Consider the following 18,163-nt stretch of genomic DNA (forward strand, 5'->3'; position numbering starts at 1 on the left):
TTAGCGAGGCTTTTTTGTTGCTCATCTTTTCTATTATAGCGCCGAGTGAGTTACAGCGTAACGGCGCGGGGAAGTTAAAATAGGCTGAAATCGATTGCTTTAGGGTGGTTAGTTATAAATTTTATTGTTGAAATCTTACTCTAATTGTTTGTTTTATATTTGAAAATATTAGAAAGATATAGGTTTTTACTTAATACATTCATTTTCATTGAATTACGATGAAAAACAGTAAATAATATTGTCCCGTTTATACGGGGCTTTTTTCTTTCGGAGGCACAATGCTTTACCGTCTAGCCAGAACTGGCTTTTTCCAACTCGATGCCGAGAAGGCACACGATCTTGCAATCAAGAACTTCCAACGCTTTAACGGCACACCACTTGATCTCTTCTACCGCCAACAATTACCAACTCGTCCAGTTGAGTGTATGGGACTAACATTCCGTAACCCAGTAGGTCTTGCGGCTGGCTTAGATAAAAACGGTGAATGCATTGAAGCATTTGATGCCATGGGCTTTGGCTTTGTCGAAGTTGGCACAGTAACACCTCGTCCGCAACCAGGGAATGATAAACCACGCTTATTTCGCTTAGTCGAAGCTGAAGGTATCATCAATCGCATGGGCTTTAACAACCTAGGCGTTGATAATTTGGTCGAGAATGTAAAGCAAGCAAAGTTCAACTGTGTTCTCGGAATTAATATTGGTAAAAACAAAGACACACCAATTGAGAAAGGGGCAGAGGACTACCTGATTTGTATGGAGAAAGTGTATGAGTACGCAGGCTACATTGCGGTTAATATCTCATCACCAAACACTCCGGGTCTTCGTTCACTTCAATATGGTGAAGCGCTTGATGAACTACTTTCTGAATTAAAAGCGAAACAAGCGGAACTTTCAGAGAAATACAACAAATACGTCCCGCTAGCATTAAAAATTGCGCCTGATTTGAGTGACGAAGAAATCTGCCAAATCTGCGATTCTTTATTGAAAAACAATATAGATGGTGTGATCGCGACTAACACAACTCTGGATCGCACGATCGTAGAAGGAATGAAACACGCCAATGAGGCAGGTGGTTTAAGTGGTCGCCCTGTGCAATCACGCTCTACGGAAGTCGTACGTAAGCTTCATGAAGAGCTAGGAGACAAACTTCCAATTATCGGTGTTGGTGGTGTGGATTCCTATGTTGCAGCCAAAGAAAAGCTGATGGCAGGCGCTAAACTTGTTCAAGTCTACACCGGCTTTATTTACCACGGTCCAGGCCTAGTACGTGATATTGTTAAGAATCTTTAACATACACATCAAAAACCACTGAAAAATCAGTAGCTATTACATAAAAAAGAGGACTTTGTTTCCTCTTTTTTTTTATCCGTTCGTTTGTAAAATTTAAAAATCACGAGTAGGTAATTAAGCGTCTTACCTCTTTACCACTGATTTAACTAGTCAAGAGAGAACGGAATAATGCTTAAACCCAGCGACAAATGGAATTGGTATTTTGACGAGCAAAAAGCTTGCTTAATGCTGGATCTGGGGGAGGAAATGATTTTCCAAACCAATTTATCCCGAAAATTGTTGGTTAACTGTGCCTTCTCAAACAATGAATTTACCGTTGATGACGCCAGTGCATTCCAAACGTTTAATGAACGTATTCGATGCCTCGACATCAGTGAATACCGCCAAGCTGAGTTAACACTGTATTGTGTTGCGGCAAAGCGCTTTCATAAACCTGTACAGCCTAAAAGCTGGTTCTTTGACGCACAGTCCTCAGGTTACGAGCCTGAAGAAGGGGACATGGTCTTTCTAACAAACCAATATTCTGATGGCATGTTCATCGTGTTAGAACCAGGCGAGACGTCGAGCTTATGTGCTTATGTTAACCAAGAAGCGTTTGTGCTTGATGGCAATAAGGCGCTTCAGTTTGGGCAGCCGATTAAAGTAATGCATGACCGCATGGCTTGTGCAAATCACCTCTTTGCAATAACCCCTATGGCAATGGTGGGGTAAACCTGTTTAATTTTTTCTTTATTTCGTTCCTTTGTTTGCATTAGTCGACCTCGTTAGGTCGATTTTTTTTGTCCTTTCCTTTGATACTAGATCCCCATCAGCCATGAAACTGTATGTTTTCTATGCATGCAAACATGAAGCTGGTCACTTTTATTTTACTTATTTCAATCTGATGACTCCCTTAACTAGGCAACCTAGCGCTTAAAATGACCCCATTTATTCCCCTATAAGGCAAAAATGTAAGTAACTTACATCAATAACCATGCCATGGTATATACCAAAATCAATGTAAATAAGTATTCACTTCTTTCCAAGGGAACAAAATTTCGTTCGTGAATAAAAAACACTCAAATTGAAGATGTTGAAAGTTTCAGATCATTTTGTTGGTGATGATTTGAACTAACAGGTGGGGAAATTCCTTTAAAAACGAGGCATTGATCGTAAAGTCAGGTATAATTGAAGCCATTTTTTTATCAGCGAAAGAACACTATGAATCAATATCTCGCGGTAACTTCAAATGGCATGGAAAATTTGCTTGTTGAAGAACTGACTAAACTAGGCATTGAAAATGCGAAACCAGTACAGGCAGGCGTAAAATTTAAAGCGACAAACGAACAGGTTTATCGCTGTTGTTTGTGGAGCCGTTTAGCGTCTCGATTTGTACGTGTTTTATCTGAGTTCACGTGTAACAACGACATGGACTTGTATTTATCTACATCTGCTATTAACTGGGTTAACCAATTTCATAGCTCTAAACGTTTTGTTGTGGACTTTAACGGCACAAACCGTGAGATCAGAAATAGCCAATACGGTGCGATGAAAGTCAAAGATGGCATCGTAGATTGCTTTGAAAATAAAGGTTTGCCGCGTCCCAACATCAGTAAAGAACGCCCAGATGTTCGTATTCACGTTCGTTTGCATAAAGATAAAGCGTTGCTTGGGATCGATATGGTAGGCAGTGGTTTGCATCAGCGTGGCTACCGACCAGAATCGGGTCGTGCCCCGTTACGTGAAACGCTTGCTTCTGCGATTATCATGCGTTGTGGCTGGGATGGGCATCAACCATTACTCGATCCAATGTGCGGTTCTGGTACTTTGCTTATTGAAGCTGCGATGATGGCTGCCAACATGGCTCCTGGCGTTAAGCGAAAGCAATGGGGTTTCGAAGTGTTGGAAGACTTTGAACCAGAGACTTGGGCAGAGATTAAATCAGAGGCTAATGTTCAAGCTAGACGAGGTGTCAAGAAAGTTGACGCTAAGTTTTTTGGCTTCGATAACGACCCTAAAGTATTAAAAGTTGCTCAAGAAAACGCGCGCAGAGCAGGCGTTGAAGAATTGATTGAGTTCGCACAAGGTGATGCTGCAACCATTACTCGTCCTACAGGATTCGAACACGGTGTTATCGTTTCAAACCCACCTTACGGTGAACGTCTAGGAACTGAGCCGGGGCTAATTGCGCTCTACACCGCATTTGGTGGACAGCTAAAATCTGAGTTTGGTGGATGTAAAGCCTCTATCTTCTCGAGTTCAGACGAGCTGCTGAGCTGTCTTCGTATGCGTGCTGATAAACAATTTAAATTGAATAATGGTGCGTTACCTTGTCACCAAAAGAACTACAGTATTGCAGAGCGCAGTGCTGATGAGGTGAAGGGTGCTGATACTAATGTTCAAATCGCACCAGACTTTTCAAATCGTTTAAAGAAAAACATTGGCAAGATTGGCAAGTGGGCTCGTAAAGAGAAGCTTGATTGCTACCGAATCTATGACGCTGATCTTCCTGAATACAATGTGGCGATAGACGTATACGGCGATCAAATCGTAATTCAAGAGTATGCTGCGCCAAAAAACATTCCAGAAGAAAAAGCAAAACGTCGCCTAACGGATATCATTCGTGCAACGATTCAGGTGACAGGTGTAGAGGCGAACAAAGTAGTACTTAAAGTTCGTGAAAAGCAGAAGGGTCGCAGCCAATACCAAAAATTAGGTCAGGTATCAGAGACGCTTGAAGTAAACGAGTACGGTGTGAAGCTGATCGTAAACCTTCATGACTATCTAGACACTGGCTTGTTCTTGGATCATAAGATCACTCGTCGTCGCTTAGGTGAAATGGCGCAAGGTAAAGATTTCTTAAACTTGTTTGCATATACTGGGAGTGCGACGGTTCACGCAGCGGTTGGTGGCGCTCGTTCCACAACGACTATTGATATGTCAAATACCTACTTGAACTGGGCGAAAGACAATATGCAGCTTAACGGCTGTGTAGGACGTCAGCATCGCTATGAACAAGCAGACTGTTTGCAATGGCTAGAAAACGCGAAAGGTGAGTACGACTTGATCTTTATTGATCCACCTACGTTCTCTAACTCTAAGCGTATGGAAACATCATTCGACGTACAACGTGACCACATTAAACTGATGAAGAATCTTAAACGTTTACTAAGAAGTGAAGGCACTATCGTATTCTCGAATAACAAGCGCCACTTCAAGATGGATGAAGAGTCGCTGGCCGAACTTGGTTTGAAGGCTCAGAATATTTCTTCTCAAACGTTACCATTAGATTTTGCGCGTAATAAACAGATTCATAACTGTTGGTTAGTAACGCACGCGTAGTATAAACAAAAGGATTAATACGTGCTGATATTGTATAGCACGGAGGGATGCCATCTTTGTGAGATGGCATTTGCTCTAGTAGACCAAATTGGTTTGGCCGAGCAAACAGATATCATTGATATTGCGTTCGATGATGCACTGTTTTCTCGTTACGGCGTCACAATACCCGTATTAAAGTATCAAGATTCTGAGTTGAACTGGCCGTTTGACTTAGAACAACTCACACATTGGTTGGATAATAATGGCATTACTTACCATTCATAACGCACAACTTGCATTTGGTGACCACCCATTACTGGACAAAGCGGAGTTCGCTCTTCAAGAAAACGAACGCGTTTGTTTAGTGGGTCGCAACGGAGCAGGTAAGTCCACGTTAATGAAAGTGCTTGCCGGCGACATTTTGTTGGACGACGGCAAGATTCAAATCACTCAAGACGTCGTTGTTTCTCGACTTGAACAAGATCCACCGCGTAATCAAGAGGGTACGGTTTACGAATACGTATCTGGCGGTTTGGCTGAAATCGGCGAACAACTGAAGATCTATCACGATCTTCTCGATCTTGTTGCTCAAGACCCGAGTGAGAAAAACATCAACCGTTTAGCCAAGGTTCAAGAGCAGCTTGACCATTCTAATGCTTGGCGTTTTGATGACCGTGTTAAGAACGTACTTGGTGCTTTAAAACTAAGTCCAGAAACTAAACTGACCGATTTATCCGGTGGTTGGCAACGTAAAGCCGCTTTAGCTCGCGCGCTGGTTTGTGACCCTGATGTATTACTTCTTGATGAGCCAACAAACCATCTTGATGTAACAACTATCGAATGGTTAGAGAACTTCTTAAAAGACTTCAAAGGCTCGATCATCTTTATTTCTCACGACCGTGCGTTCATCAAATCAATGGCAACACGCATTGTTGATTTAGATCGCGGGCAATTAGCTTCTTTCCCAGGTGATTACGATAACTACCTAGAAGAAAAAGAAGAGATGCTCCGCGTTGAAGAAATGCAGAATGCTGAATTCGACAAAAAGCTTGCTCAAGAGGAAGTTTGGATTCGGCAGGGCATTAAAGCACGCCGAACTCGAAATGAAGGTCGTGTACGCGCATTGAAGAAACTTCGTGAAGAGCGTCGCGATCGCCGGGATGTCCAAGGCAAAGTTAACCTTAATATCGATGATGCTTCACGTTCAGGGAAAATTGTATTTGAAGCAGAAAACATATCTTTTGCTTACGAAGGCAAGACAATCGTCGACAACTTTAGCTTTAACATTATGCGCGGTGACCGTATTGCACTTATCGGACCAAATGGCTGCGGTAAGAGTACGGTACTTAAATTGCTATTAGGGCAATTGGAAGCGCAGTCTGGTCGTTTACACTGCGGAACAAAATTAGAAGTCGCGTACTTTGATCAGTACCGAGAGATTTTGGATCCAGAAAAGACAGTGATCGATAACTTAGCGGATGGGAAACAAGAAGTAATGGTTGGGGGACGTCAGCGTCATGCGCTGAGTTATCTTCAAGACTTCTTATTTGCACCTAAGCGCGCAAGGACTCCGGTTAAGGCACTCTCTGGTGGTGAGAAAAACCGATTACTGCTAGCTCGTATCTTGTTGAAACCAAACAACTTACTTATTCTTGATGAACCAACCAACGATTTGGATATCGAAACGTTGGAACTTTTAGAAGAAATGCTTGCCAACTATCAGGGCACGTTGCTTTTAGTTAGCCACGACCGAGAGTTTGTTGATAATACCGTTACCACAAGCTGGATCTTTGAAGGAAACGGAGTGATTGAAGAGTTTGTTGGTGGTTATCACGATGCAAGACAGCAGCGTGAGCAGGTATTGGCGGTTCGTCAAGCGGTTGAAAAGCCAGCGAAAAAAGAAAAAGTGGTTGAGGAAACTCCCAAAACAACTCAACCTAAGAACAACTCGAAGAAGTTATCGTATAAGCTGCAAAGAGAATTAGAAGCTCTACCAGCTAAACTAGAACAATTAGAGTCGGATATCGAGAGCCTTCAGGAGCAAGTGAACGATCCAGAGTTCTTTGCTAAACCTGTAGAGCAAACTCAGCCGGTATTGGAACAGCTTGCTGCACTAGAGCAGGAGTTGGAAATCGCATTCGAGAGATGGGAAGAACTCGAAGCAATGCAACAGGATAGTTAAGAATTCAATGAATTGTAGTAATAAATTCAAATTGACCGCCATTGCGATGATGGTTGGTACCGCAATGAACGCACAGGCGGCATTGTATCAAGTGGTTGAGGTTTCACCTCAGGATCATGGTTCAAACGGTGACTACCAAACGGCTTACGGCGTTGCAATTCAGCAAGGTGATGCGGGTACAGATCCTTCAACAGGTTCCCCTTTCGCTTTGGGCTGTTTTGATGCAGCAGCAAACTGTACACCAGACCAATTTAAGCTTGCGATGGAAACTCGCACAACACCGATTTCAGCGACACAAGCCGTGGATGGGAACAGCTATCGTGAGGAAATTCCATTTGGATTGGACGCGGGCTTTTATTACATCCAAGAACTCAAAGATTTTGAACGTTACTGTTATAACCAGCTTCGCTATTCTACTTGTGACTCTTGGGCTTCTGTAAACTGGACCCCATGGAACAAAGAGCGTAGTAAAGACTTTACTTCTAATGCGTTAGCATTTGTAGAAGGCGATTCTGCTGCTTATAAAAATGAATATAACAATGTTATCAATCAGCTTACCGAAGATGGTGCAGCTGTCGGTAATCAAAGTAAAGTCAGCAGTGAAAACCAGTCGACACTGGAAACAAGAAATACAGTCGTAGCACCTATTGAACCAAATTTTGTTACAGGTGATAACGACGCAAGCGTTGTGCAAAGCCACGCTTGGAAAACCGATGGCACTTTTACCGTTGGTAGTGTATCTCGAACGGCAAGCAATACCAATGGCGCTCACCACACATCGAAAGCAGCTATTTGGGATCAAAGTGGAACCGTCAGTGAGTTGGCTTGGCCAAGTGGCACATCTAAAGATGGAGAAAGACTGGCTCAAGGAAGCATGCGTGACCTTGTCACAGATGGAACAACGGTTTACGGCGTGGGTTACAACACATACAGTGATGATAACTATCTGAATGCTACTGTTTTTGTCGGAACCCTAGAGGCAGAAGGTAGCGTTGAAAACGCAACTTGGAAAAACAAAGTTGTTGTAGGAGCGAGACAGCGTGAGGGCGATGATACGGTTCATACAAACTCACGATTAACCGATGTTAACTCAAATTTTGTTGCTATTGGTGAAGCAAAACGTTCAGGCGGATACTTAATGCCAACGGGCTCTGCTCCAAATCGTCTCTTTATCGTAAATGATGTTCGTAAGGATTCTATTAACGCTTTTTACCCAAGTACCGGAATTTTCTTCAGCGGTGCGGGCGGTAAGATGGGCGGGATCAACTCTTACAATGAAATTGTCGGACAACTTGATGCGGAAACGACTCGTGAAGACGATGGTAAGCCACGTCGTAAGCGCGGTTTTATCTACCCATATAGCCTAGGTGGCGAGACTAGTGAACGTGCTTCAACACTATTTAATGGAAAAGCTTGGTTCCTAGATAGTTTGACTAATGGCGGTGACTACTCTGAACAAAACAACCAGTTCCGTATCATTGACGCAACCGATATCAACGATGCAGGTGTGATTTCTGGTACCGCGATGAAATGTGCTGGCGGTTACAGTACAACAGCAAACAATGCGACATGTAGTTCTGATGAGCAAATCGTAGCAATAAAATTGGTGCCTATTGCAGGTGCGACTGAGAAGGACATTGTGTCTCGAAGCGTTGACTCAACGACAACAGAGCGTCAAGGTGCAGGCCTTGGTTGGTTAGCTTTGACCATGCTTGGATTGTTTGGGTTCCGTAGAAAATAGTCAAAAATCGTCAGTAATTTTTAAATCAAGCAGAGGCTCACACATTTGAGCCTCTGCTTTTTTTATGCCTTGAGAAATCACTCAACTTGATCGATTCTTATAAGTGGAGTCATAAAAACTCCATCAAAGTTTCACAATAACAGCTGTACGTTAGTAAATGGACCTGTATGAGGAATTAACTATGAAGAGACAAAAGCGTGATCGCCTAGAACGAGCTCAATCTCAAGGCTATAAAGCTGGGTTGAATGGAAGGTCTCAAGAGGCTTGCCCATATCAACAAGTTGATGCTCGGTCGTATTGGTTAGGTGGTTGGCGTGATGCCAGAGATGAAAGACAATCTGGTCTCTACAAATAAACTCTCCACATACAAAAAGAAGGATTCGAAAGGGCTCTACGGAGCCTTTTCTACATTTATAGACTAGGCAAACAAAAAGGCCCCTAAATAGGAGCCTTTATAAATCGATTAAAGTCGTGATTAGAAGTTTGAAGTGTCTTGGAACAAACCAACTTTCAAATCTTTCGCAACGTAGATTTCTTTGCCATCTACGCATACACGACCGTCAGCCAAACCCATTACCAGTTTACGGTTTACGACGCGTTTCATGTGGATTTCGTAGGTTACTTTTTTCGCTGTCGGTAGGATTTGGCCTGTAAACTTCACTTCACCAACACCTAGAGCGCGACCTTTACCTTTACCGCCAACCCAGCCAAGGAAGAAGCCAACAAGTTGCCACATCGCGTCGAGGCCAAGACAGCCAGGCATTACCGGGTCACCAGGGAAGTGGCAATCAAAGAACCACAAATCTGGAGTAATATCCAATTCCGCCAAGATCAAACCTTTACCAAAATCGCCCTCTGTCTCAGACATTTTAGTAATACGATCCATCATTAGCATGTTTGGCGCAGGAAGCTGAGGGTAACCAGGCCCAAACAGTTCCCCTTGGCTAGAAGCAAGTAGATCGTCACGGTTATAAGAATCACGTTTGTTTTGCATTATCAATTACTCCAATTTTTGATAGCTGCATCTTAGTGAACACGTGTACGCTAAACAACTCCGATCAGTACTAGACAAACCAGTTTTTGATGCGCTGCACAATTCCTTCTGGATGCTCATGTCTTTCAAAGTTTTCAATACGTTCCGCTATTTTGCCAATAATGCTCTCGTCTTCGCCTCTAAAAGGTTTATTCATAACAATCGGAATAGCTTCATCTACCGTAGAAACGGACCAAATATGGAATTCACCATTTTTAATGCTTTCTATTACATCTTTATGTAATGCAAGGTGTTTAAGGTTTGATTTCGGCATGACAACGCCTTGATTTCCCGTAAAACCCTGATGTTTACAAACCTGATAAAAACCTTCAATTTTCTCGTTCAAGCCACCGACTGCTTGCACTCGACCAAACTGATCGACGGCTCCTGTAACCGCAACTTGTTGGTTAATTGGAGATTCAGATAACGCACTCACCAAACAACAAAGTTCTGCGAGAGATGCGCTGTCACCGTCAACTTCACTATAAGATTGTTCAAATACAATCGAGGCAGAGTAAGGCAGAGGTTCATCCAGTTTTAGAGCAGAGCTTAAGAAAGCTTGCATAATCATCATGCCTTTCGCATGTAGATTGCCGCCAAGTTCAGCTTTGCGCTCAACATCGGAAACATCGCCATCACCAAAGTGAATTACACACGATATTCTGGCAGGCTCACCATAGCTGACAGGGTGTCCAGCCATATCGATGACGGTTAGGCCATTGATTTGACCAACTTGCTTCCCAGTTGTCTCAATAATGACTTGGCCATCTAAAATATCGTACACGGCACGCTGAGGAAGATAGGACTCGCGGTAATACTTGTCGTCAATCGCTTTATCTAATGACTCGTAATCTAATGTTTGGCCATCACTGAACTGGCTGGCAAGTGTTAGAAGTTGAGAATGCCACATTACACCTAACGGCAAATAATGTTGATCTTCAGTAAATCTCATACCAGCTAGCAATAGTCTTCTAAAGCCACATTCCGTTAAGTGAGGCAGCTGATATTGAGAACATATCCAGTTCACCAAACCAAAGTAATCTGTCAAATTCTGCTCTGACAAATGAATATCTTCTTCAACTTCGGTATACATGGTAAAGCCTGAACAAAAGTCCTCGTCGATATATTCTAGCTCTGCTAACTGACTTCTTTCCCCAGTTACAATCAGTTTTACATCATAAGCTTTAGATGGCGGTACTGAAGTAGGTAAGCGAGTAGGGCTTAGGTTCAGTGGCTCGATAAGGTTTTGTTGAATTGCAGACTTTATATTCGGCCAAAGTCCCGGGTTAGCCAGAATGAGATTAGCAGGTACAATCAAATAACCGTCGTCAGCTTGTGAAATCAAGCCTGGTTGGAAGGCAATATCACCACTTACATCAACACTGTAACGGTCAAATAAACGTTTGGCATCAAGTGATTCCGACAAAACAATCGCAGCGTTAGAATGACTCTGAAGAGCTTTACTGATGAAATCTCTATAGACAGAATTATCGACGCAGTTAATGAGTAGCACGCGTGTCAATCCCGACATTTTGGAAAAGCGAGATATCGTTGCCGACATCCTCGGTTGAAGATCAGTAAAAGACTTCTTTGGTAACGAAGGTGCAGACTTTAAAAGTGCTTCGTACTGCTCAAGTGAAGGTGTTAGGTCTTGCCAATTAAGTTGGTTCATTAAAATTCATCGTAATTCAATCTTGCCGACATTATAACGAAATGGACTATAACACCCTAGCACCAATTTGGTTCGCTCACGGCATTCAACACTCAATGAACAATACTTAGACAAATGAGTGATCAACATCGATACTTCTAAGAGTTTTATTTGCCCAAGTAAATTATCTGGGTTACGCTGTCACTAGGTTATGTTTATGGGTCGGAATAAATGAAATATCAGCAGCTTGAGAATCTAGAGTGTGGGTGGAAATGGAAGTATCTCATCAAGAAATGGAAAGATGGTGAAGCGATTACCCGACATATTGATACAAGTGAAGCAGATGCCGCGGTTGCAGAGCTAAAACGCCTTGAACACGAACCTACGCTTGTATTAGCTTGGATAGAAAACCACATGTCAGAAGAGTTGGACAACAAACTCAAGCAGGCTATCCGAGCGAAAAGGAAGCGTCATTTCAATGCAGAGCAAGTCCATACAAAGAAAAAGTCCATTGACTTAGATTATCGAGTTTGGGAAAAGCTTTCTAGCAGAGCAAACGAGCTCGGTTGTACGTTATCTGACGCAATTGAATATCTACTTTCTGAAGCATCGAGAAGTGAAAAAGCGAGTCAAAAAGTTACCTCAATCAAAGAGGATTTGAGTAAATTGCTATCTAGCTAGGATAGGGAGTGCCAAATGTTATATGTAATCTTAATTGCTGCCATCGTGATCTTTTGGTTGATCGCAGTTGATAGACCAGTTCTAAAAGTAAAGTTTGATAACGGCCATATCAGTAACGTAAAAGGGCATCTACCACCTTCTTTCAAACATAACTTACAAGATATTAGTGAACACAATCCGTTTAGTGGTGAAATGAAGGTATATAGCCAACGAACCGGCATGCGTTTGAGCTTCTCCAAGGACGTTCCCAAAAAAATCCAACAGCGGATTCGCAACGTTTTTCCGCATCAAGGTTTCAAAGCGAGCAAAGGCAAGAAGCGAGCTTAATTACATATCAGTTACTTAATCGTGTTAAATGGGACGCAATATAGCGTCCCATTTTCGTATCTATAGAAAAATTATTTATCATTGATTAATCAATAAGATAAACGGACTTAAACTATGCGATACGTTGTAACTTTAATGATCTTTCTCTTTGTAAGTGCTTCAGCTTTGTCTGACGACTCGGAAACGAATCCATTGGCTAAAAAGATTAAAACTAAGATTCAAAGGAAAGCAGACAATAAATTTGATGACTACCAAGGTTATTGTGATGTCATGATAGAGATGGAACACAAAGGTAAAAAAGCAGTAATAAAAAGAGTAACCAGTAGTGGTGACAAAAAAGTTTGTCGGTATGTGAAATCCAACTTGAGGAAAGGAAAACGCTATCGTTATAAATATCCAGAAAAGTATATTCGGCTTCATATAGCCACAGGTTCGTGATTGCAATGTTGATTAGAAGCATCGGGCAGCAAGAGCGCAAAGCTTTCAGACTTGATGAACTAGATGAAAATGAAGTGGCTCTCGTGTAATTGGTTGGGAATGCAGGCTACAGGTGAACCATAAACCAATCATCTCGCAATAATAATCCGCAGATAAAAGCAGTATGGGAAGGAATAGCAAAAAAGTTTAATGGGCTTGGATTGTCAGGAATATCAATGGCTTGCACTGGATTAGCCTTAGTGATTGCAAGTCCACAGGAATCACTATTGCAGTGCGCATTATATGTGTTATGTTAAATGAGATGTGCTCGTACGCCAAATGTTGCCAATGAGCACTCCTATTCCCCTGTGGATTTGAAATTTAAGGTCTCCATCATAACCATTAAACATAATGGCTATTTACCATAAAATACTTAATATAGATCTTAATAATCTATCGATTGTTAAGATCTATATTAATGCTTTTTCTACTTACAGAAATGGCTGTATGGCTTCAAAGATATCTTGTCTTCGAACTGGTTTGGAAATGAATCCATCCATACCTGCGTCAAGGCATTTATCTCTATCACTTTCTAGCGCATGAGCGGTTAATGCGATGATTGGAGTCTTGAAGCCTTTATCTCGGATAAGCCTTGTTGCAGTAATCCCATCCATTACTGGCATCGAGACATCCATAAGAATCAGGTCGATTAAATCCTCATTTTCCTCTAAGAACGTTAATGCTTCTGCTCCATGACTTGCGATATGAACATTATGACCAAGCTTATTTAAAATGAGCTTTATTACAAACTGATTCGATTCGGTATCTTCTACTACGAGAAGATCCATCGCTTTTGTTGGTTGGTTGTTTTCTATTTTAACTGGACGATTTTGATTGCAACGAGTTAAAACGGGAATCTTAATAGTAAATGTTGAGCCGACATGCTCGTCACTTTTAACGATAATCTTGCCGCGCATCATTTCAACTAAATGCTTGGTTATTGCAAGCCCTAGTCCTGTGCCACCAAAGCGTCTCGTGATGGAACGGTCACCTTGATGAAATGCCGTAAATAGATGTTCTTGCTTGGCTTTAGATATACCAATTCCGGTGTCTGATATTGAAATTACAAGCTCGGTGTCTTGCTCAGATACTGAAACTTTTACTTCTCCTTCATCAGTAAACTTTATTGCATTCCCAATAAGATTAAACAGGATTTGAGATAATCGCGTAGAGTCAATCCAAAACTGTTTGTCGTTAGTTACCATGCAATTGAGTTTAAATTGAAGGCTCTTCTTCTTAGCTATTTGTTTTTGTTGAGAAATAACAAAAGTGACAGTGTCTCTTAAATTAACCCACTGCTCATTGAGTTGAAAGCGACCTGATTCAATTTTTGAGAGGTCAAGGATGTCGCTGATAATCGCGAGAAGCAACTCCGCTGAGCATTCCATTTGGCTCAGGGCATCGATTTGCTCTTCTGATAAGGTGGATTGTTTCAGAATATCGAGCATTCCAAGGACGGAATTTAGAGGGGTTCTAATTTCATGACTCATCATCGCTAAGAATTCTGACTTTGAGCGATTTGCAAGCTCTGCTTCTTCTCTTGCTTTAGCAAGCTGAGTTGTCCGCACTTCAACAATACGTTGTAACTTCTCTTTGGTCTCAATATCGATGACAGCTCTCTCTATTAAAGGCCGAAAGCGTCTTAAGGTTTCCTTATTTTCTATGCTAAAGTGCCCTTTCTTCGCACCAATGAGTAAGATGACCGTTTGTGTTACCTCTGAGCGTATGCCCGTTAGGACGACCGAGTTTACATGGCTTTTTATAAAGCTGTTTAGGTTAATAAATTCAGCAAGCCTATCTGGTTCAAACAGCAGAATACATTCGCCATTCAGCGCCCTCTCAGATGCGTTACCGTGTAACCAAGATATGTTATCAAATACACTATTTGTCGATATCAACGTTTTGAAGGGGTACCTCTCATCATCACGAGTTAGAACGATAAAATCATCAAAGTTGATGTACTTCTTAAGGACATTATTTAATCCCGTAAATATCTCGTGCCGGTTTTTTGCTTCACTCATCGCGGATATCGCTGAAAGAATAGCTTTATTCTCATCGGCGAGCAGTCGTTCTCTTTGCCTAGCCTGTTTTAGTTCGACTAACGCTTCTTGCAGCGCTTCCTGTTGGTATATGTCTAAGTATTTATCTTTCATAAGGTTTATGGAATATCGCTGATGAAATCATCAGGTTTCCATGTCCATTCTCACCACCAATAAATCTACCTTGCTCACCAAAAGTAAAAGGGCAAATAAAAGGTAACTGTTCTAGTTCTTGGTTAATTTGTTCACAAACGCTATTCATGTCTTGCATTAAGTGCAACATAGGACCTGCGCAAAAGATGTTTATCACCCCAATTTTTCGAGATTCTTCTAATTTTTGATTAAAGGCTGCATTTACAACTTTAGCGGCGCGTGCAACGAGGTGTTCTCTGCTTCCTTTCATTAAAGTGAGTTCATCACCCTCTTCTATTCGTGTAAATAGCTCAATTCCTCCATCTCGCGTCTCACGAATTGGATGGGACAATTTGTAATATGGACGCTCATAGAGGTGGCCAGCGACACGCCCTAGTGGATAAGCACTCGAGTTTGTAAATAGCAGGTTGTTTTTACCTACTTGGTTATCTTGATGGTTTGTCCACTTTCTATAAACATTGAGGGCCGGTTCGTCATCAATTTCTAGCAAGCACCTATCGTTAGTTTTGGTTGCAACCCCTTTGATATTGGTTGGAGTGTGCCCAGCACTAAAAGCAATATCAACAGGCTGTGAGGAGTAAAATAATGTCAGACTTAAACCTGCAGTTTGAGATCCTTGGGTGGTAATGACAGACCATTTTCCCGCGATATGATTATCAGCGGCTGAACCACCAATAATTGGGATCAGCGTACCAAACCTTTCATCTATAGATGCAATGATTGATTCCTCTTGCCCTGGAGTTGCATGAAGCAGTATTAAGTTTGGCACTTCTCCTACGCGGTTAGCGTTCTCAAGAGCCATATCTAAGGCTCTAGTTACACTGTCACCTGAATCATAGTTAGAAATACCAGTGCCATAAGCATGAGGGCCTGAGTCATAAATTGCGAGCGCCGCAATCACTGGGCCCGTATGAAACCCCTGGTCTGTCATTACTGCTTGGCATGAACTGGCGCCATGAAAAGGCACACCGGGAAAATGCTCAAGAAACGCTTCTCGAATTAACTCGAAGTCGTACTCTTCCGTGTAGTAGCACATCACGTAAGACAAGTTCTGTTGTGTCAGTTCGGACCTAAGCGTTTCTATCGCTGAGTCTTCATCTTTAATATGAGTAAAAACTGATTGGCAATGCATACGATTTTATAATTGGGTATCACTCTGCTGTTATACCATTCCAACCAATTTTCTCTAGGTAAGAAGGTGAAAATTTCATTAAGAAGTTGCGATTATCTCGTGACAGATCGTATTTATAATTGAACTACAACAATGTTTTCGCCTTTTTTAAAGGTGATTTTTTTTGATTCAGGCATTGTGTCCCATTCTATTTTCTTATGCTCTCGATCGAGATTGATAAATTCGCCAGATTGATTTGGATCAATTTTTAGAGTGCTACTTTTTATCGTTTCGAGCGAAATTCCCGTTGAGTCACGATTAATTGTGATTATTTCACCTTCAATTGTTACATCGCATCGTTCTTTTTGTGAACAGTCAATGCTAGTAACGCTCTCGTGTGTAAAGGTACGCCAGAAAAATGCGCCTATTAACACACTGAGCATGATTAAGATTTGTGCAAGTCGCACCTTTGTTAACTTTTGTGCAGGCATAATTACTAATATCCTTGTTACAAACTTCAAACTTTTTAAATAAAAAATGATTTCCAGGGGGCCAGTAAGGTTACTACCCTGTCATTGAATTGTTAATTCAAGTATAGTGTCACGCTGAAAATGCCACTTTTTATTAAAGTCAGCAATGGAAATAAGGTGATGATAACACTTGAATTCTAGAGTTTACTTGGGTGGTGTTACGACGCAAGTCGTGTTGGAAGTAAAAGTGTAGTTAATTAGAAATTGGAAGCATGCAAATGAGCCAAGTAAAGCAGCTTGAACAAAACTACAACTATACAGTCGTTCGCCAATTTACCCTTGTGACCATTTTATGGGGCATAGTTGGTATGGCTGTTGGTGTTTTGATTGCCGCTCAATTAGTTTGGCCACAGCTAAACTTTGATACGCCGTGGTTGACGTACAGTCGCTTACGTCCACTGCATACTAATGCGGTAATTTTTGCGTTTGGTACCAGTGCTCTGTTCGCAACGTCTTATTATGTTGTACAGCGCACATGTCAAACACGTCTTTTTGGTGGCCCACTCGTTGCCTTCACCTTTTGGGGTTGGCAAGCAATCATCCTGGCAGCAGCCATTACTTTGCCTCTCGGTTTAACATCGGGTAAAGAGTATGCTGAGCTAGAATGGCCTATTGATATCGCAATTGCGCTAGTATGGGTATCATATGCGGTGGTGTTCTTCGGCACACTGGTGAAACGAAACACGTCACACATATATGTGGCAAACTGGTTCTTCGGTGCCTTTATTATCACAGTAGCAGTACTTCACATCGTGAACAGCATGGCTATTCCTGTGTCACTTGGTAAATCTTACTCGATTTACTCAGGCGCAGTGGATGCGATGGTTCAGTGGTGGTATGGACACAATGCGGTAGGTTTCCTACTCACCGCTGGTTTCCTAGGCATGATGTACTACTTCGTTCCTAAACAAGCTGAACGTCCTGTTTATTCTTACCGTCTATCTATCGTTCACTTCTGGGCGCTTATTTCTCTATATATTTGGGCAGGCCCTCACCACCTTCACTATACAGCGCTACCGGACTGGACTCAGTCTCTAGGTATGGTGATGTCGCTGGTTCTATTTGCTCCTTCTTGGGGTGGTATGATCAACGGTATTATGACGTTATCTGGTGCATGGCATAAGCTTCGTTATGACCCTATCCTACGTTTCCTAATCGTTTCTTTGTCATTCTACGGTATGTCTACCTTTGAAGGTCCAATGATGTCGATTAAGACAGTTAACGCACTTTCTCACTACACAGACTGGACCATTGGTCACGTTCACTCTGGTGCGTTAGGTTGGGTTGCGATGGTTTCTATCGGCTCTGTATATCACTTAGTACCTCGCCTATTTGGCCAAGAGCGTATGTACTCTGTTGGTCTCGTGAATGTGCATTTCTGGCTAGCAACAATCGGTACCGTTCTTTACATCGTTGCGATGTGGATCTCTGGTGTAATGCAAGGTCTGATGTGGCGCGCGGTTAACTCTGACGGTACGCTAACTTACAGCTTTGTTGAGTCTGTAGAAGCGTCTTATCCGTTCTACTTTGTACGTTTCTTAGGTGGATTTATCTTCCTATCTGGTATGTTCCTAATGGCATACAACACGTACAAAACGGTAAGTGCACCAAAAGAAAGCCTAAAAGCTATCCCACATCCGGCATAAGGA

Annotated in this window: 16 protein-coding genes and 1 pseudogene; 12 read left to right on the plus strand and 5 right to left on the minus strand. The window is 42.0% G+C overall.

Going from position 1 to position 18,163, the window contains the following annotated elements:
* The first annotated feature begins 278 nt into the window (after positions 1-278).
* The 7 genes from pyrD to rmf all read left to right on the plus strand — a co-directional run bounded on the left by pyrD (position 279) and on the right by rmf (position 8,867).
* Positions 279-1,289, plus strand: a complete 1,011-nt coding sequence (pyrD, locus tag NL644_RS13255) for a quinone-dependent dihydroorotate dehydrogenase (RefSeq protein ID WP_006743218.1) — start codon at positions 279-281, stop codon at positions 1,287-1,289.
* 168 nt (positions 1,290-1,457) lie between these two features.
* A complete protein-coding gene (locus tag NL644_RS13260; protein WP_005396505.1) occupies positions 1,458-2,000 on the plus strand; it encodes a cell division protein ZapC in 543 nt (180 codons plus the stop codon).
* A 489-nt stretch (positions 2,001-2,489) separates the two neighbouring features.
* The gene (gene rlmKL / locus NL644_RS13265; protein WP_046876219.1) at positions 2,490-4,610 is read left to right on the plus strand and encodes a bifunctional 23S rRNA (guanine(2069)-N(7))-methyltransferase RlmK/23S rRNA (guanine(2445)-N(2))-methyltransferase RlmL; all 2,121 of its coding nucleotides are present in this window, start codon (positions 2,490-2,492) and stop codon (positions 4,608-4,610) included.
* 21 nt (positions 4,611-4,631) lie between these two features.
* Complete coding sequence (locus NL644_RS13270) at positions 4,632-4,874, plus strand: glutaredoxin family protein (protein ID WP_074190119.1); 243 nt, start codon at positions 4,632-4,634, stop codon at positions 4,872-4,874.
* Positions 4,852-6,771: an ABC transporter ATP-binding protein gene (locus tag NL644_RS13275; protein ID WP_145474017.1), complete on the plus strand. Its 1,920-nt coding sequence runs from the start codon at positions 4,852-4,854 to the stop codon at positions 6,769-6,771. The genes NL644_RS13270 and NL644_RS13275 overlap by 23 nt, the downstream gene beginning before the upstream one ends.
* Positions 6,772-6,778: 7 nt before the next feature.
* On the plus strand, positions 6,779-8,512 hold the full coding sequence (locus tag NL644_RS13280) for a DUF3466 family protein (protein WP_253658475.1): 1,734 nt from the start codon (positions 6,779-6,781) through the stop codon (positions 8,510-8,512).
* Positions 8,513-8,693: 181 nt separating this feature from the next.
* The gene (rmf, locus tag NL644_RS13285) at positions 8,694-8,867 is read left to right on the plus strand and encodes a ribosome modulation factor (protein WP_005377453.1); all 174 of its coding nucleotides are present in this window, start codon (positions 8,694-8,696) and stop codon (positions 8,865-8,867) included.
* A gap of 120 nt (positions 8,868-8,987) precedes the next feature.
* On the opposite strand, the gene fabA is transcribed toward rmf, so the two are convergent.
* Together fabA and NL644_RS13295 are read right to left on the minus strand one after the other, a co-directional pair.
* Positions 8,988-9,506: a bifunctional 3-hydroxydecanoyl-ACP dehydratase/trans-2-decenoyl-ACP isomerase gene (fabA, locus tag NL644_RS13290; RefSeq protein WP_005396499.1), complete on the minus strand. Its 519-nt coding sequence runs from the start codon at positions 9,504-9,506 to the stop codon at positions 8,988-8,990.
* Between the two features lie 70 nt (positions 9,507-9,576).
* Complete coding sequence (locus NL644_RS13295) at positions 9,577-11,217, minus strand: Lon protease family protein (protein ID WP_253658476.1); 1,641 nt, start codon at positions 11,215-11,217, stop codon at positions 9,577-9,579.
* 210 nt (positions 11,218-11,427) lie between these two features.
* Here NL644_RS13295 and matP point away from each other — a divergent pair, with 210 nt between their 5' ends.
* From matP to NL644_RS13315, 4 genes and pseudogenes are all read left to right on the plus strand, one after another.
* Positions 11,428-11,877 carry a macrodomain Ter protein MatP gene (gene matP, locus NL644_RS13300; RefSeq protein ID WP_005396497.1) on the plus strand — a complete coding sequence of 150 codons (450 nt, stop codon included), beginning with the start codon at positions 11,428-11,430 and terminating at the stop codon, positions 11,875-11,877.
* A gap of 15 nt (positions 11,878-11,892) precedes the next feature.
* The gene (locus tag NL644_RS13305; protein ID WP_005396496.1) at positions 11,893-12,204 is read left to right on the plus strand and encodes a DUF3634 family protein; all 312 of its coding nucleotides are present in this window, start codon (positions 11,893-11,895) and stop codon (positions 12,202-12,204) included.
* Between the two features lie 114 nt (positions 12,205-12,318).
* Positions 12,319-12,642, plus strand: a complete 324-nt coding sequence (locus NL644_RS13310; protein ID WP_104971713.1) for a hypothetical protein — start codon at positions 12,319-12,321, stop codon at positions 12,640-12,642.
* 128 nt (positions 12,643-12,770) lie between these two features.
* A pseudogene (locus NL644_RS13315) lies at positions 12,771-12,938 on the plus strand (DUF3693 domain-containing protein); the annotation flags it as partial.
* A 174-nt stretch (positions 12,939-13,112) separates the two neighbouring features.
* On the opposite strand, the gene NL644_RS13320 reads toward NL644_RS13315, so the two are convergent.
* The 3 genes from NL644_RS13320 to NL644_RS13330 form a co-directional block, all read right to left on the minus strand.
* Positions 13,113-14,834, minus strand: a complete 1,722-nt coding sequence (locus NL644_RS13320; RefSeq protein WP_176319456.1) for an ATP-binding protein — start codon at positions 14,832-14,834, stop codon at positions 13,113-13,115.
* A complete protein-coding gene (locus tag NL644_RS13325; RefSeq protein ID WP_053807426.1) occupies positions 14,824-16,005 on the minus strand; it encodes an FIST signal transduction protein in 1,182 nt (393 codons plus the stop codon). The genes NL644_RS13320 and NL644_RS13325 overlap by 11 nt, the downstream gene beginning before the upstream one ends.
* A 113-nt stretch (positions 16,006-16,118) precedes the next feature.
* Positions 16,119-16,475 (minus strand): hypothetical protein, encoded by a 357-nt coding sequence (locus NL644_RS13330; RefSeq protein ID WP_253658477.1) that lies wholly within the window; start codon positions 16,473-16,475, stop codon positions 16,119-16,121.
* Between the two features lie 257 nt (positions 16,476-16,732).
* Between NL644_RS13330 and ccoN the strand changes: the two genes are divergently transcribed.
* Positions 16,733-18,160, plus strand: coding sequence for a cytochrome-c oxidase, cbb3-type subunit I (ccoN, locus tag NL644_RS13335; RefSeq protein ID WP_005396488.1), 1,428 nt, complete (start codon positions 16,733-16,735; stop codon positions 18,158-18,160).
* Positions 18,161-18,163 lie beyond the last annotated feature (3 nt).

This window comes from Vibrio sp. Y10_XG_PY6 (assembly GCF_024181795.1).
In the GTDB taxonomy this organism is placed as follows: Bacteria; Pseudomonadota; Gammaproteobacteria; order Enterobacterales; family Vibrionaceae; genus Vibrio; species Vibrio diabolicus.